Origin of the sequence: Chitinophaga nivalis, from assembly GCF_025989125.1 — a bacterium.
In the GTDB taxonomy this organism is placed as follows: Bacteria; Bacteroidota; Bacteroidia; order Chitinophagales; family Chitinophagaceae; genus Chitinophaga; species Chitinophaga nivalis.
In genome coordinates this window covers 3,266,356-3,280,094 of record NZ_JAPDNR010000001.1, presented here as the reverse complement: position 1 = coordinate 3,280,094, position 13,739 = coordinate 3,266,356, and the positions used below count along the sequence as shown (strand labels likewise).

Genomic DNA, 13,739 nt, shown 5'->3' with positions numbered 1-13,739 from the left:
TTGGGGTTTACAACAATTCCTAAACACCTGTAACTGTAAATCAAAAAAAGAAGTCTCTTTTGTCCTGTGCGGCGGACACCCTGCATTGGCTAGCATAAGTGCAGGATACCGCGCCGCTTAGGAAACTATATATTAAAGGATCAACGGATGCACTAAAGCACCTCCGTCTATAGTATATTCTCCACCGTTGATGTAGGTAGCCTCGTCAGAAGCCAGGAAGGACACCAGTCTGGCTACTTCTTCCGGTCTGCCTATTCTGCCCACCGGCACACCACTGACTACTTTAGCCTGCATGGCTTTTGCTTCTTCCTCCGGTACACCCGTTTTGGAGAAAATCGGGGTATCTACCGGCCCTGGGTTGACGATGTTCACCCGGATCTTCCGGGGCGCCAGTTCTCTGGCCAGCGTCCGGCCCAGTGAATTCAATGCGGCTTTGCTGGCGCCATATATAGCAGCTCCCGGCATGCCCAGGTAAGCATTGATGGAAGACAGCAGAATAATGGTTCCCCCTTCATTCAGTAAAGGCAACAGCGCCTGCACGGTAAAAAATGCGCCCTTGAAATTGATATCCATAATTTCATCGAACTCCGCTTCTGTTGCCGATTCCAATGGTACAAATTTGCCCACTCCTGCATTGACAAAAAGAATATCAATTTTTCCATAACGGCTATGTACATACGCTGCCAGTTTCTTCGCGTCTTCCAGGCTGGATTGGTCTGCTGTAAAACCTTCCGCCGCATTGCCCAGATCATGTACAGCCCGTTGTACTGCATCCGGTTTACGTCCTGTAATCAACACCTTTGCTCCTTTCTCCAAAAAATCTGCTGCTGTTGCATAGCCGATGCCGCTGTTGCCTCCTGTAATAACTGCCGTTTTATTTGCGAGTAATGCCATTTTGATTTATTTAAGATAATCAATATATAGTTTCAAAAAAAATAGAGAAAATTTCCTCTATAGATTCATTAATTTAAACAATTGAATATTTTTTCCCACAAAAAAAGCTGATGATAACCCGCCCGGTAGCACCTCAGCTTAACTGTAAAAAGAACATAGACAACTGTTTCATCATTTCCCTGTTCAGCGTTAATTCTACTATCCTGCCGTTCTTAGCGGAGTTTAACACACCGCTGTCTACTAATATCTTCACATGGTGAGAAACCGTTGGCTGCGACAAACATGTAAAGTCACAAACATCGCCACAAACAAGCTTTCCCTTCTTCGCCACTTCCATGATAATATTCAACCGATGCTTATCTGCGATGGCATTTGCTGCTTTTTCAATAACTGCTGCATCCATGAAACAAAATTAGTACTTTTTTTGAAATATAGAAATATATCGATGTTTTTTTTTTTACCGCACCCCTATTTCCGGATGCGCCTGCTGTTCTTTTCGTTGTTTCCGGAACATCGCCGGACTCATACCAAAGTATTTCTTAAATAAACGGCTTAAATGGCTTTCATCCGTGAATCCCAGCTCATAGGCGATCTCTCCGATGGTCAGGTCACTATAGGACACCCGTAGCTCCACCAGGTTCAGTTTATAGCAAATAATAAACTGCTGCAGACTCTCCCCCGTCTGTTTCTTGAAATATTCTCCCACATAATTGGCAGACAGGTTAAACTTCGTTGCCAGAAATTCCAGTTTCAATTCCTGCGGGTAATAAATCTGCTGCTTGATATGGGTGACCATGCGGCTGATCAGCGGCTCACTATCCGTTTTCTCATTCCGGCTACTGTCTCCCGACACATTCCGTGCAACAATATTCAATAACAACGTCACAAAATACTGCAGGTTACTTTCGTAGTAAGCAGGTTTCTGTTCGTATTCTGTCAGCATATTACTCATCAGCGAAGCAATCATCTTACAATCTCCCGGCTGTTTGATCAGTAATTCTTCCTGCTTGTTATGATTGAAAAAGAGATATTCCAGTTGTTTCAGCCATTCTCCGATACGTGCCCGCTCTGCGGTAGCCGTACACTGTCCTACAAATAAATCTGAAAATCTGACCGATATAAAACGGGTGGGAGTAGTCACTTCAAATCCGCGGCAATCCCGCGGCGTAAATAAAAAAACGCTGCCTTTCCGGTAAGGGAACCGGTTTTGATTCACCACCCGGATACCACTGCCCTCCTGGATATGGATGATCTCAAAGAAATGATAGGTCATCGGCTGGTTACTCCAGCTTTCCAGATCTGCCTGCACCATTTCAAACGGTCTGTATAAATTCCGTACGCCCATAACCTCCAAAATTACAACAGAAACCCCGGATTATACCTATTTCATCTTTAGGGCACATCCTAGTTTTGCCTTGTCAAACCTAACAAAATGAAATTACAGGAACCAATTGCCACTACACAACTGACTTTAAAAAACAGGATCGTGATGGCGCCCATGAGCAGAAGAAGAGCACCGGAGGGTATTCCGGAAGATATCGTGGCCACCTACTATGCCCAACGTGCTTCAGCAGGATTGATCATTGCTGAAAGCACCAGCGTCAGCGCCAACGGACTAGGTTACAGCATGCTTCCAGGCATTTATAATGCAGCACAAATAGCAGGATGGAAAAAAGTAACTACAGCAGTACATGATAAGGGCGGGAAAATTTTCATACAACTCGTGCACTCCGGCAGAATGGGACACCCCCTGAACCTTCCTGGCGGCGGCCCGCTGGTAGCGCCTTCCGCAGTAGGTGCCGCCGGCACTGTTGCTACGCCCAACGGTGTGCTGCCTATTCCCGTGCCCGAAGCACTGAGCACTGCCGGTGTAAAAGCCATGATAGCCACGCACCTGCAGGCCGTAGAAAATGCCCTGGAAGCAGGTTTCGACGGTATCGAATGGCATGCTGCCCATGGTTATCTCATGGAACAGTTTCTACATCCGCATACCAATCAACGTACCGACGAATATGGCGGCAGCATCGAAAACCGCAGCCGCTTTATCCTGGAGATCGTAGCCGGTACGATTGCACTGGCAGGCGCCGACCGCGTAGGGATCCGCTTCTCTCCTTTCGCCACCCTCAACGATCAACCGGATTATGCAGAAGAAACGGCTTCTCATTTTTACCTTGCAGCGAAACTAAACAGCATGGCTATACGCTATATTCATCTATCGGATCAATCATCCAACGGTTATCATCCGATACCATCCGATTATATCCGTTTGCTGCGACAACAATTTCATCAGTGGATCATCCTCTGTGGCGGATATGACCAGGCAAATGCAGAAGCAACGTTGCAACGTAATGAGGCCGATCTTATTGCTTTTGGAAGACCATTTATTTCCAATCCGGATCTCGTAGAACGCTTCAAACATGCACAAACACTGGCATTGCCGGATAAAAATACTTTTTATGAAGGCGGCCCGAAAGGACTGATCGATTATCCGGTATGGTTACCTGCGGAATAGTTGTGACCGGCATATTTCATTTTCCCCTATCTTTACGGGCTTGCATGCAAGACAGTCGTTGTCGCGCATCACACTTAAAGTATGCCAAACAAACTATTGCCCATGTCCATGAAAAAGCATTATTTATTGCCGGTATTGTGTTATGCTATGGTAGCTTGTCACGAGCCGGAAAAAGCAGTTGAAAACAGCATCGGCGCGCCGCCGCTGGCAGCAGCGGTGGGCAACATCGCTGGCAACGCCATGCAGCTCTCCGGACCATGCGCTGTTATCTATACACCGGACAGTGTACAAACAGCTGCTTTAAAACAGGAAGAAGGAGAAGAAGCATTTTACAGTATTGCAGAAGATTATGAAAGTCAGTTGGCAGATGCCACCGCTTTCCTGGAACAAAAAGGAATAAAAACCATTCACCCGCAAGGTGGCATTGTACAATTCCGTTCGCAGGAAGGGAATAACATTGCACTTGATCTCAACGATAAAAATTTCAGTTGGGAAATCTGGTTATTCGACGGTAAAGCTTTACACAATATCAACGTTGCTGACTTCGAAAACGAATACCGTAAATATTTCAAATAATACCTGCACACCCGCCCGGCGTTCTTTTTCCGGGCGGTGTTTTAATCTACCCACGCATCCCATACAGCCTTGGCCACAGCTGCAATCACGGCTTCTCTTTTTTCCTGGCTATCGCGGGAGTCTTTAATAAATACGGAAATGGCTATATGTTTTCCGCCTGGCAACGTAATAATACCCACATCATTGGTAGCCCTGGTTAAACCATTTATGGTACCTGCCGTTCCTGTTTTATGCGCCACTACTGTACCCACCGGCAGCTCTCCTTTCAAACGTTTTTTTCCCGGCCCGGATGTAATCATCAGGTGCAATAAAAATTCACGACTGGCCTGACTCAGTACCCGGCCTTCCTGCACCTGCAGCAACAATGCCGTCATCGCTGCCGGCGTTGACCGGTTCTGGTATTGAATCGTATCATTGGCTACCTGCACCTGTTCTGTAGTAGCAATTACGATTTCCCGCCTGCCTAATCCCTGTACATATGCATGCGCCGCAGCCGTACCACCCAGCAGCCGCAATAATACATCACAGGCCGACCCATCGCTTTCGCCCACATTATACCACAACAGTTCCCGTAGCGGCAGCGCTACTTTTCCTTCCGGATATTTATCCCGCACCGGGCTGATGCCGCCGGCCGGTATCATATCCGATTTATAAATCATGATAGGCTGATCCAGTGTTAGCTTGCCTTTATCTACCTGATCTAGTATTGCCATGGCAATGGGAAACTTGTAAACACTCTGCATCGGGAATGCAGTATCTCCGTTCAAAGAAATATGTTTCCCTGTTTCCGGCATTGCAGCATATATACCTATCTTGCCCGAAGCGCCGTCAGCTATTTTTTTCAGTTTATCCATCAATGTTTGTTGCCCGGATACAATCACCGGAAAACCTAAAAACAGTAAGAGACCAGTAAGCCGAAAGTCGCACCCGTATTGATTCATTCTGAACATGAAAAGAATTTTATAACATTATCCTTCAAATGTAATTAAACTATTTACCCTTTTTTAATCTCCCGGATGTGGCTATGAAAACAAGTAACATTTAGAATTTCGCATCCTTAATATTATTTTAGGCTCCAAATCCTTTCAAATTGAGTAAACCTATTCTTGTCATAAAATTTGGTACCGCTGCCATCACCCATCCAAACGGTGACCTGGATGAAACCATCATTGCCGGTATAACCCGACAGGTAGCTGCTTTACACGAAGACTATCACATCGTACTGGTATCATCCGGCGCCGTAGCCGCAGGCAAATCATTCCTGCACCACTACAACGGCACCATCAGCGAGCGCAAAGCTGCTGCAGCCATTGGCAACCCATTACTGCTGAATAAATACAGCCGTTACTTTGCGCCCTATAATATTGCAGTGGCACAAAGCCTTTGCGAGCGTCAGCACTTTTCGCACCGCGACCAGTTTCTCCAACTGAAACGCACCTACGAAGAACTGTGGGCCAGCAATATCATTCCCATTGCCAACGAAAATGATGTAGTCAGCAACCTGGAGCTGAAGTTCTCCGACAACGATGAACTGGCTACACTGATCGCCGTGGGCTTTGGCGCATCGTTGCTGTTGTTCAGCACTTCGGTACCCGGCGTACTGGATAAGAACGGGGACGTATTGCCGCAAATCGATGTGATTGATCAGGCAGCGCTCGGACTGGCCGATAAAACCAAGTCCAGCCTGGGATTGGGTGGTATGGTATCCAAACTCACCTTCGCCCGCCTGGCTACCCGCATGGGCATCAAGGTGGTGATCTTCGGTATCCGCACCAAAGATGGCATTTTGCAGGCCGTAGCCGGCGAAACAGGCACCCAGTGCCTCCCCCAGCCCAACAACATCTCTGCCCGCAAAAAATGGCTCGCCAGTGGCAGTCTGGTAACCGGCAGGATACAGGTAGATGCCGGCGCTCAGGCAGCCCTGGAAAAACGTCACAGCCTGCTCGCAGTAGGCGTATCGGCGGTACTGGAAAAATTCGAATGCGGAGAAGTCATTGAAATTGTAAACGAAGCTAATATTGTCATTGCCGTAGGCCGGTCGAAAATTTCGGCAGACCACCTGGAGTCCCGTGCAAACATCCAGAATACGGAAGTAGCACATGCAGACGATATCGTACTGCTGTAAAGTATCTCATTATGGAAACAATACTGCCCCTGCTGGAACAGGCCAAACAGGCTACCACTGCTATTCGTACGCTGCCCGACACCCAAAAACAGGCGCTCCTGTTACAGTTGTCGCAACGTATCACCGACCAGGCCGACGTCATCATCGCGGAAAATAAAAAGGACCTGGACCGGATGGCAGATAACGATCCCAAAAAAGACCGGCTGTTGCTGAATAAAGCACGTATACAAAGCCTGGCGGAAAGCCTCGCAGACATTGCCCGGCTGCCCGATCCGGCCAACACCCTCCTGCTGGAAAAGCAACTGGAAAACGGATTGCTGGTACAGAAAAAAACTGTGCCCCTGGGCGTGGTAGGCGTCATCTATGAATCGCGCCCCAATGTAACCGTAGATGTAGCCGCGCTGTGTATCCGTTCGGGTAATGTATGCCTGTTACGCGGCGGCTCTGATGCACAGCATACCAACATCATCCTGGTACAACTCATCCGGGAGGTCTTGCAGCAATCCGGTACCAACCCCGACATCGTACAACTGCTACCGCCAGACCGGCGCCTGGTAACGGAAATGCTGACGGCCGTCAAATATATTGATATCATTATTCCGCGTGGCTCCGAACAACTGATTGCCTACGTGCGGGAACAGGCAACGGTACCGGTGATTGAAACCGGTGCAGGGGTGTGTCATACCTATGTGGAAAAAACCGCCGACCTGGCGCAGGCAGCCCGTATTGTGACCAATGCCAAGGTATCCCGGCCTTCGGTGTGCAATGCGCTGGACACCGTATTGGTAGATGAAGCCGTAGCAGCCCCTTTCCTGGCATTGCTGACGCCCATGCTCACCCAACACGCCGTTAACGTATACGCGGAACCGTTAGCCTTTGCACTGCTCGAACAACACCACTATCCTTACCTGTTTCCGGCAACGGCAGCCGATTTCGGCCGCGAATTTCTGTCGTTACAATGTTCGGTGAAAGTGGTACCCGACACCGCAGCAGCGCTGGCGCATATACAAACCTACTCTTCGCGGCATTCGGAAGCCATCATCTCTACCGATCCTGCTGTCAGCGAACTGTTTTTAAATACAGTAGACGCGGCGGCGGTGTATGTCAATGCCTCCACCCGTTTTACAGACGGCGGCGTATTCGGGCTGGGTGCGGAAATAGGTATTTCCACACAGAAGCTCCATGCCCGGGGCCCGTTTGCACTGGAAAAGCTGGTCACCGAAAAATGGTTTGTATACGGTAACGGACAAACGCGATAAGACAATTATGCAACGGTAATCTGCGGATGCAGGTATACATCCTGAATGGCATTCAGCAATGCGGCCCCATCTGCCATCGGACGCTGAAAGGCTTTACGGCCGGAAATAAGTCCGGCGCCGCCGGCTCTTTTATTGATTACGGCAGAACGTACCGCATCCGCCAGATCAGCGTCCCCGCGTGAAGCGCCGCCGGAATTGATCAGCCCAATACGGCCCATATAACAATTGGCTACCTGGTAGCGGCAAAGGTCGATGGGGTTATCGGATGTCAGCTGGGTGTAGATCTTTTCATCCAGCTTGCCGTAGGAAGAGTTGCCTGTATTCAATGCTTTGTACCCACCATTTACTTCCGGCAGTTTCTGTTTGATGATATCCGCCTGTATGGTTACACCAAGGTGATTGGCTTGTCCGGTCAGATCGGCTGCCAGGTGGTAATCCACATCTTTTTTGAAGGCATCATTGCGCAGGTAACACCATAGAATAGTTCCCATACCCAGTTCATGCGCCCGTTCAAAGGCCTGCGCTACTTCCACCAGCTGTCGGTCGGCATTGTCGGAGCCAAAATAGATGGTAGCACCCACCGCTATTGCTCCCAGGTTCCAGGCCTCTTCTACCGTGCCGTACATCACCTGGTCTGACTTATTGGGATAGGTCAGCAGTTCGTTGTGATTCAATTTTACAATAAAAGGGATGCGGTGTGCATAGTTGCGCGATACAGCCGACAATACCCCAAAGGTGGAAGCCACGGCATTACATCCGCCTTCTATCGCCAGTTTCACAATATTCTCCGGATCGAAGTACGCCGGATATCGGGCGAAAGAAGCGCCGGCACTGTGTTCTACCCCCTGATCTACCGGCAGAATGGACATATAACCTGTACCTGCCAGCCGGCCACTGTTGAACAATTGCGCCAGGCTGCGTAATACCTGGGGATTACGGCTGGAGGGCTGATAGATCTTATTGATGGTGTCGGGGCCGGGGAGATGCAGCAGGTCTTTCGTGATGGTTTTACTTTCGTGCTGTAAGAGCGTATCACTTTCTGCCCCTAATAATTCACTGACTTTTTCCAGAGACAACATAAGCATGCTATTTTTGGTTAACGTAATTTAAGCATGAATTATGAATTATGTGGTAAGAATTATGCCCTTCGGGCAGATGCATACCGCTACCGGCCTGCTGCACGGGCTTCTTCTTTTTTTACCTATCTTTCCTTTCTTTTTACGGCTTCCCCTGTTTATCCTGCCACAACTTTACCGGATTAAATAATTTTTATGCAGCAGGTATTTGTTACCGGCGTTACCGGATATATTGGTGGCGCCATCGCCGCACGGCTGATCCAGGCAGGATATGCCGTCAGTGGCCTCGTCAGACAAGAGAAAGATTTTCCGGCCATACAGGCAGCTGGTATTACACCTGTTGGCGGTAGCCTGGATGATGAACAAGTGATTACCCGGCAGGTACAGGCAGCTGATGCCGTGATCCATGCAGCGGATGCAGACAATGCGTTTACCGTAGCCACCATTCTGGAAGCGCTGGCGGGCACCGGAAAAAAATTCATCCATACTTCCGGCTCCAGTATTACCGGTGATAAAGCGCGGGGCGAATACGCCGGTTTGGAACCCCTGACTTTTATACCGGAAAAACCGCGACTGGAAAAAGCAGCACGGGTAGCCATTGACCGGGCTGTACTGGCTGCTGCCGATGTACAGGTACATAGCATCGTGGTATGCCCGACGATGATTTACGGTACCGGCACCGGTATCAAAAAAGATTCTATTCAAATACCCTTACTCACCGCCGCTGCCCGGGAGGCTGGTATAGGTGTACACGTAGGCAAAGGAGAAAACCGCTGGTCCAATGTGCATATAGCAGACCTGGCAGACCTGTACTTACTGGCGCTGGAGAAAGCGCCGGCCGGCAGTTTCTTTTATGCCGAAAACGGCCTGCTTCCGCTGCAGGAAATTGCAGCAGCGATCAGCCGGGCCCTCGGGTTCAAAGGCGCTACCAAAGGATTGTCTATGGAAGAAGCCATCCGGTTGTGGACACCGGAAGGCGCACATTTTGGCCTAGGGTCGAACAGTATTGTATCTGCCTCACCAGCGAGGGAGCTGGGTTGGGCGCCACAATATGATACTTTGCTGGCCGGCATCGCCGGATAATACCTTAATAAGCCGGCCGTGGCTTACCTGGCCGCGGCTTGTCTTCTCGTTCCTCCGACACCGTTTCTGTTCCTTCAAAGGCGCCTCCTGAGCCATCGTGAATAATCGCATCTTCACTACTTGTTTTTTCCTGTTCCTCCGTTTCCGGCTTTCGTTCATTTGGATAGATACCTGTTTGCATATAACAAATGTAATTATTACGAGTTAATCATGTCCGCATCCGCGGCCGGGCTAAAAGTTTTTCTTTCTGCGGAAATAATATACCTTTGAAAGAGGTACCGTAAACCTACAACGACCATTTTTTTGCCGATACCCTGGAAGTGTAATAAATTGGGACATATCACCTCAGAAGATCATTTATACAATAACCAGATCAGCATTTAAAAATATTGTAAATTTAATTAAGGCCTGCAATAAACACACTTTACCCGCACTTCAGCTCTCCCCTGATCTGAACAGCACTAAAGTTACTATTGACTTCATTCTATGAACAGCACGATCATCCGTAAAATAAGAAATGTCATAAATAATGTTATCCGGACAGGAACTGACGGGGTGGTAGATGAAGAACTCGAAATGAGGATTAAACTGGTAAATACCCTTAGTCTGGCATTAGGTTCATTAATCGTTGTTGTTGGTATCATCTTTTACTTTCTTTCAGATCAGTTATCCATACTACTTCCTGCCAGTATTGAATTTGTACTGACCTTATCTGCCATCTGGCTTAACTCCAGAAAACATTACCTGGCAGCAGCTATCATGACCTTTGGTGTACAATGCCTGGCTTCTATTTACTTTGGCATCCTGCTGAATAACATTATTGAATTACAGGCGATGATCATCTTCCTGATCTCAATTATATACCTGTTGTTCAAAGAACGCAGACTCCGCACAGCGGCCCTGATACTCACGGTATGTATTCTGCTGGTGCTGGAAACCTACTATCATTATCAGCTGGTACATCCCGTTCAGCTGTCGCTACACGTATCCTTCGTATTCCGTTTACTGGCCATGGGTGGTGTACTGATGCTGATTATCCTCGTTAGCAAACCTTACGTACACAGTAACGATGTGAATCAGCAACTAAAACGCAGCAATCATTTCAAGAAGATTTTTGTGTACCAGGTAACCCATGAACTACGTACACCCCTCAATGCTATTTATGGTGTAGCACAACTGTTAAAGCGGGAAATCAAGCAGGACCATCATCTGCAAAGTATAGAGCCTATGATAGACCAGCTGTTGCTGGCCAGCAATCATACCCGTAACATTGTCAACAATGTGCTGGATATGGCGCAGATAGAATCCGGCAATTCCGAAGCCCTTTCCAGTGAAGCATTTGAAGTCATTCCTTTTATAGAGAAGATAATAGAGGTAAATAAAATCATCGCACAAACCAGGAATATAAAAATCAAATTGCATGAAGTAGGCATGCCCGGCATTATTTTCAGTGATGCCTTAAAACTGAACCAGATCATTACCAATTTACTGGGCAATGCCATCAAATATGCCGACAGAAATTCGGTAATTGACATTAATATCGCCGGTATCAAAAACCAATGGACCCTGCAGGTAACCAGCAAAGGCGCCCCTATTCCGGCCGCCAAACTGGCCACTATATTTGATCCGTTTATTACCGATAAAAGTAAATACACGGAAGGCACCGGGCTGGGATTATATGTGGTAAAAAACAAGGTAGATTCCATGAATGCCCATATCCAGGTGGAAAGCAGCACTTCCGGATTAACCAGTTTCACCATTACCTTCCCGCTACGGGCAGGTAAACCGGCCGACATACGCCTCGAAGACCTTGCCGATACAGATACCACTGATCTCAACAATGTGCAGGTGATGGTAGCAGAAGATGATGAAATGAGCGCTGCCCTGATGTCCAAATTCCTGAAAAACATCGGCTGTATTGTTACCATTACCAACAATGGAGCAGAAGCCCTGAGCGCCAGCAGAAAAGCACGGCCGGACGTCATCATTATGGACTATCATATGGAAGTAATGGATGGAGAAGAAACCTTACAGCAGTTGAAAAAAGACCCCCTGTTAAGCAATATTCCTGTAATCATCGCAACTGGTGACGCATTCAAAGAATCACGCGAACAATTACTGGCAGCAGGCGCCAATGCATTTATTGAAAAGCCCATCGATTATAAATCATTGATCAAAATACTACACCAGCAATTACATCCTATCAGCGGAGAATTACAGGAATAAGTGCCAAACAGGTTTATGATTGTTGTTATCAGATAGCCGCAGCTATTACCGGTGTCAACTGGGTTTCTTTCCAGATAGAATGATGTCTTTTATAGCGTTTTGTATATACCTGCCACATCCAGCTGGCCTGTACACATCTTTCCAATCCGCCGATATGTGCATCCAGTTTATCGACCGCTTCGGAATGTGTCGGCAGTTGCTGATAGCCCCTGGTTCTTACCTGGTTGACCAGTGTGGTAAACTCCAGCAACAAATTCCGTACGATAGTGGCAGATTGCCGGATCACGGTTTCCAGCGAAAGCGCCGGATCATTCAAGGCCAGTATCATCAACAGGTTGGAATCGGAACCATTGTCGATCACTTCTTTCTCAAAAGAAAACAGGTCATTCATCAAACAGCCGATAGCCGCCGTCACATACTGTAACCGTTTCATATCTGCCAATATACCGGCACTCTCCAGCCAATCCCAGTCGAGGAACTGTCCGTCGCTATACTCTATCAGCTGAATGGTGTGATGCATGCCGGAGATATGCCCCCGCATGTCGATGTATTCATCTATGGAGGGTACCCTTCCTAATGCGTTGGTATTACAGTCCAGGTGCGTCACTTCAATATGATAGTTATACATGTGACAGAACGCGTCGAACCATTTCTGAGGTGAAGTATTATAAATATCCTGCATCATCTCCGCATTCGATACTTCCACCGGATGGGCGGCAGCGATGGTACCGAAAGGCGCTGTAAGTTTACCCATGCGCTCCCGGATCTCGTTGGCGGCCACCTGCTCTCCCGGCGATAAATGACAGAATACCTCTCTGCCCATCGTATCATTCAGGTAGAAATCAATCGCACAATTCTTCAGGATATTATTCATCCGGTAAAGGTTAGCTGTGGGAAACAGATAAATCGCACAGGTGATGTAATGCTCTGCATTCTCCAGCCAGATCTCATATTTTTCTCCAAACTCCTGGGCCAGGCGTTTTAGCTGCCGGGCATAAGGATGGGGGCGGAACGACTGACAAAACTCGTCCAGATTGAATTGGCCATGATTAAACAATTCCAGTAGCGAGAAACTGGTTACTCCGTTAGACATTAAAGCAGCGTACTCTTTTTGAATGATTTGCATTCTGGCGTGTGATGCCAGTTGAACGTTGTGTTTCATACATTTCAGTTTTAAGTAATAAATGAATCCTTAGTGGGTGTTGTGAGCAGGTAATGGTGTAGTTGGGCATGCAGTCTCGAAGCATTCAGGATGAAAGGAGATACTAATAAAAGCTAAAATGGACAAATTTATAATACTTTTAATATAGCGAACGCTGCTGAAATGGCATTGCAATTGCATTTCCTATAATTTGCCACGCCGGATGTCTATATTTGCTCCCTGGAAGTATTTAAAAAAGACCATTACATGACCCAAATAGCGATCATCCGTCACGGAACCACAGCCTGGAACAAAGCCGGTAAACTGCAAGGCCATTCGGATATACCACTGGACGAAGAAGGGAAATTACAGGCCGCCCGACTGGGGCAACGACTGACCGCGGAAACCTGGGACCTGCTCTACTCCAGCCACCTGCTGAGAGCCCGGCAAACAGCCGCTATTATTGCCGCAGAAACAGGCATTCCGGAAGTTATTCAGGACAACCGGCTGGGAGAAGCCGGCGGCGGGCTCATTGAAGGCACCACCGAAGAAGAACGGGTAAAACAGTGGGGAGAAGCCTGGAAAACCATGGATCTGGGTATGGAGAGCAACGAAGCCATCAGAAGCCGGGGCCTCGCCTTTATCCATGAGCTGCTGGCAGAAAATGCCGGTAAAAATATCCTGCTGGTAAGCCATGGCAGCTTCATCCGGCAACTGTTGAGTGTGCTGGTGCCCGATATGCCGGTCACAGCCATGAAAAATACGTCGGTGACCCGCCTCCAATTTGACCAGGACACCTGGAACTGTGCCCTGTTCAACTGCGTTAGCCACCTGGAATAAGGATTTA

15 protein-coding genes are annotated in these 13,739 nt (G+C 47.9%); 8 read left to right on the top strand and 7 right to left on the bottom strand.

Annotation, left to right across the window (positions count from 1 at the left end):
* Positions 1–132: 132 nt before the first annotated feature.
* From OL444_RS13435 to OL444_RS13425, 3 genes are all read right to left on the bottom strand, one after another.
* Positions 133–894, bottom strand: coding sequence for a glucose 1-dehydrogenase (locus OL444_RS13435; protein ID WP_264732680.1), 762 nt, complete (start codon positions 892–894; stop codon positions 133–135).
* 133 nt (positions 895–1,027) lie between these two features.
* A complete protein-coding gene (locus tag OL444_RS13430) occupies positions 1,028–1,297 on the bottom strand; it encodes an ArsR/SmtB family transcription factor (RefSeq protein WP_264732681.1) in 270 nt (89 codons plus the stop codon).
* Between the two features lie 54 nt (positions 1,298–1,351).
* On the bottom strand, positions 1,352–2,239 hold the full coding sequence (locus OL444_RS13425; RefSeq protein WP_264732682.1) for an AraC family transcriptional regulator: 888 nt from the start codon (positions 2,237–2,239) through the stop codon (positions 1,352–1,354).
* A gap of 87 nt (positions 2,240–2,326) precedes the next feature.
* Between OL444_RS13425 and OL444_RS13420 the strand changes: the two genes are divergently transcribed.
* Together OL444_RS13420 and OL444_RS13415 are read left to right on the top strand one after the other, a co-directional pair.
* Positions 2,327–3,406: an alkene reductase gene (locus tag OL444_RS13420; protein ID WP_264732683.1), complete on the top strand. Its 1,080-nt coding sequence runs from the start codon at positions 2,327–2,329 to the stop codon at positions 3,404–3,406.
* Between the two features lie 102 nt (positions 3,407–3,508).
* Positions 3,509–3,982: a hypothetical protein gene (locus OL444_RS13415; RefSeq protein ID WP_264752020.1), complete on the top strand. Its 474-nt coding sequence runs from the start codon at positions 3,509–3,511 to the stop codon at positions 3,980–3,982.
* Between the two features lie 41 nt (positions 3,983–4,023).
* On the opposite strand, the gene bla is transcribed toward OL444_RS13415, so the two are convergent.
* Positions 4,024–4,932 carry a class A beta-lactamase gene (gene bla, locus OL444_RS13410; RefSeq protein WP_264732685.1) on the bottom strand — a complete coding sequence of 303 codons (909 nt, stop codon included), beginning with the start codon at positions 4,930–4,932 and terminating at the stop codon, positions 4,024–4,026.
* A 140-nt stretch (positions 4,933–5,072) separates the two neighbouring features.
* Between bla and proB the strand changes: the two genes are divergently transcribed.
* Together proB and OL444_RS13400 are read left to right on the top strand one after the other, a co-directional pair.
* Complete coding sequence (gene proB / locus OL444_RS13405) at positions 5,073–6,107, top strand: glutamate 5-kinase (protein ID WP_264732686.1); 1,035 nt, start codon at positions 5,073–5,075, stop codon at positions 6,105–6,107.
* Between the two features lie 11 nt (positions 6,108–6,118).
* A complete protein-coding gene (locus OL444_RS13400) occupies positions 6,119–7,366 on the top strand; it encodes a glutamate-5-semialdehyde dehydrogenase (RefSeq protein WP_264732687.1) in 1,248 nt (415 codons plus the stop codon).
* A gap of 5 nt (positions 7,367–7,371) precedes the next feature.
* On the opposite strand, the gene OL444_RS13395 is transcribed toward OL444_RS13400, so the two are convergent.
* Positions 7,372–8,451 (bottom strand): class I fructose-bisphosphate aldolase, encoded by a 1,080-nt coding sequence (locus OL444_RS13395; protein ID WP_264732688.1) that lies wholly within the window; start codon positions 8,449–8,451, stop codon positions 7,372–7,374.
* A 27-nt stretch (positions 8,452–8,478) separates the two neighbouring features.
* Here OL444_RS13395 and OL444_RS13390 point away from each other — a divergent pair, with 27 nt between their 5' ends.
* Both OL444_RS13390 and OL444_RS13385 read left to right on the top strand, forming a co-directional pair.
* Positions 8,479–8,628 (top strand): hypothetical protein, encoded by a 150-nt coding sequence (locus tag OL444_RS13390; RefSeq protein WP_264732689.1) that lies wholly within the window; start codon positions 8,479–8,481, stop codon positions 8,626–8,628.
* Between the two features lie 9 nt (positions 8,629–8,637).
* Complete coding sequence (locus OL444_RS13385; protein ID WP_264732690.1) at positions 8,638–9,525, top strand: NAD-dependent epimerase/dehydratase family protein; 888 nt, start codon at positions 8,638–8,640, stop codon at positions 9,523–9,525.
* Positions 9,526–9,529: 4 nt separating this feature from the next.
* On the opposite strand, the gene OL444_RS13380 is transcribed toward OL444_RS13385, so the two are convergent.
* The gene (locus tag OL444_RS13380) at positions 9,530–9,706 is read right to left on the bottom strand and encodes a hypothetical protein (RefSeq protein ID WP_264732691.1); all 177 of its coding nucleotides are present in this window, start codon (positions 9,704–9,706) and stop codon (positions 9,530–9,532) included.
* Positions 9,707–10,011: 305 nt separating this feature from the next.
* On the opposite strand from OL444_RS13380, the gene OL444_RS13375 reads away from it, so the two are divergent.
* Positions 10,012–11,751, top strand: coding sequence for an ATP-binding response regulator (locus OL444_RS13375; protein ID WP_264732692.1), 1,740 nt, complete (start codon positions 10,012–10,014; stop codon positions 11,749–11,751).
* Between the two features lie 28 nt (positions 11,752–11,779).
* Here the strand turns inward: OL444_RS13375 and OL444_RS13370 are convergent, their stop codons facing one another.
* Positions 11,780–12,913, bottom strand: a complete 1,134-nt coding sequence (locus OL444_RS13370; RefSeq protein ID WP_264732693.1) for a terpene synthase family protein — start codon at positions 12,911–12,913, stop codon at positions 11,780–11,782.
* 246 nt (positions 12,914–13,159) lie between these two features.
* Between OL444_RS13370 and OL444_RS13365 the strand changes: the two genes are divergently transcribed.
* Positions 13,160–13,732 (top strand): histidine phosphatase family protein, encoded by a 573-nt coding sequence (locus tag OL444_RS13365; protein WP_264732694.1) that lies wholly within the window; start codon positions 13,160–13,162, stop codon positions 13,730–13,732.
* Positions 13,733–13,739 lie beyond the last annotated feature (7 nt).

Excerpts from the sequence above, each read along its gene's own strand:
- OL444_RS13435 (WP_264732680.1), bottom strand. The coding sequence starts at position 894 with ATGGCATTACTCGCAAATAAAACGGCAGTTATTACAGGAGGCAACAGC.
- OL444_RS13430 (WP_264732681.1), bottom strand. The coding sequence starts at position 1,297 with ATGGATGCAGCAGTTATTGAAAAAGCAGCAAATGCCATCGCAGATAAG.
- OL444_RS13425 (WP_264732682.1), bottom strand. The coding sequence starts at position 2,239 with ATGGGCGTACGGAATTTATACAGACCGTTTGAAATGGTGCAGGCAGAT.
- OL444_RS13420 (WP_264732683.1), top strand. The coding sequence starts at position 2,327 with ATGAAATTACAGGAACCAATTGCCACTACACAACTGACTTTAAAAAAC.
- OL444_RS13415 (WP_264752020.1), top strand. The coding sequence starts at position 3,509 with ATGTCCATGAAAAAGCATTATTTATTGCCGGTATTGTGTTATGCTATG.
- bla (WP_264732685.1), bottom strand. The coding sequence starts at position 4,932 with ATGTTCAGAATGAATCAATACGGGTGCGACTTTCGGCTTACTGGTCTC.
- OL444_RS13400 (WP_264732687.1), top strand. The coding sequence starts at position 6,119 with ATGGAAACAATACTGCCCCTGCTGGAACAGGCCAAACAGGCTACCACT.
- OL444_RS13395 (WP_264732688.1), bottom strand. The coding sequence starts at position 8,451 with ATGCTTATGTTGTCTCTGGAAAAAGTCAGTGAATTATTAGGGGCAGAA.
- OL444_RS13390 (WP_264732689.1), top strand. The coding sequence starts at position 8,479 with ATGAATTATGAATTATGTGGTAAGAATTATGCCCTTCGGGCAGATGCA.
- OL444_RS13385 (WP_264732690.1), top strand. The coding sequence starts at position 8,638 with ATGCAGCAGGTATTTGTTACCGGCGTTACCGGATATATTGGTGGCGCC.
- OL444_RS13380 (WP_264732691.1), bottom strand. The coding sequence starts at position 9,706 with ATGCAAACAGGTATCTATCCAAATGAACGAAAGCCGGAAACGGAGGAA.
- OL444_RS13375 (WP_264732692.1), top strand. The coding sequence starts at position 10,012 with ATGAACAGCACGATCATCCGTAAAATAAGAAATGTCATAAATAATGTT.
- OL444_RS13370 (WP_264732693.1), bottom strand. The coding sequence starts at position 12,913 with ATGAAACACAACGTTCAACTGGCATCACACGCCAGAATGCAAATCATT.
- OL444_RS13365 (WP_264732694.1), top strand. The coding sequence starts at position 13,160 with ATGACCCAAATAGCGATCATCCGTCACGGAACCACAGCCTGGAACAAA.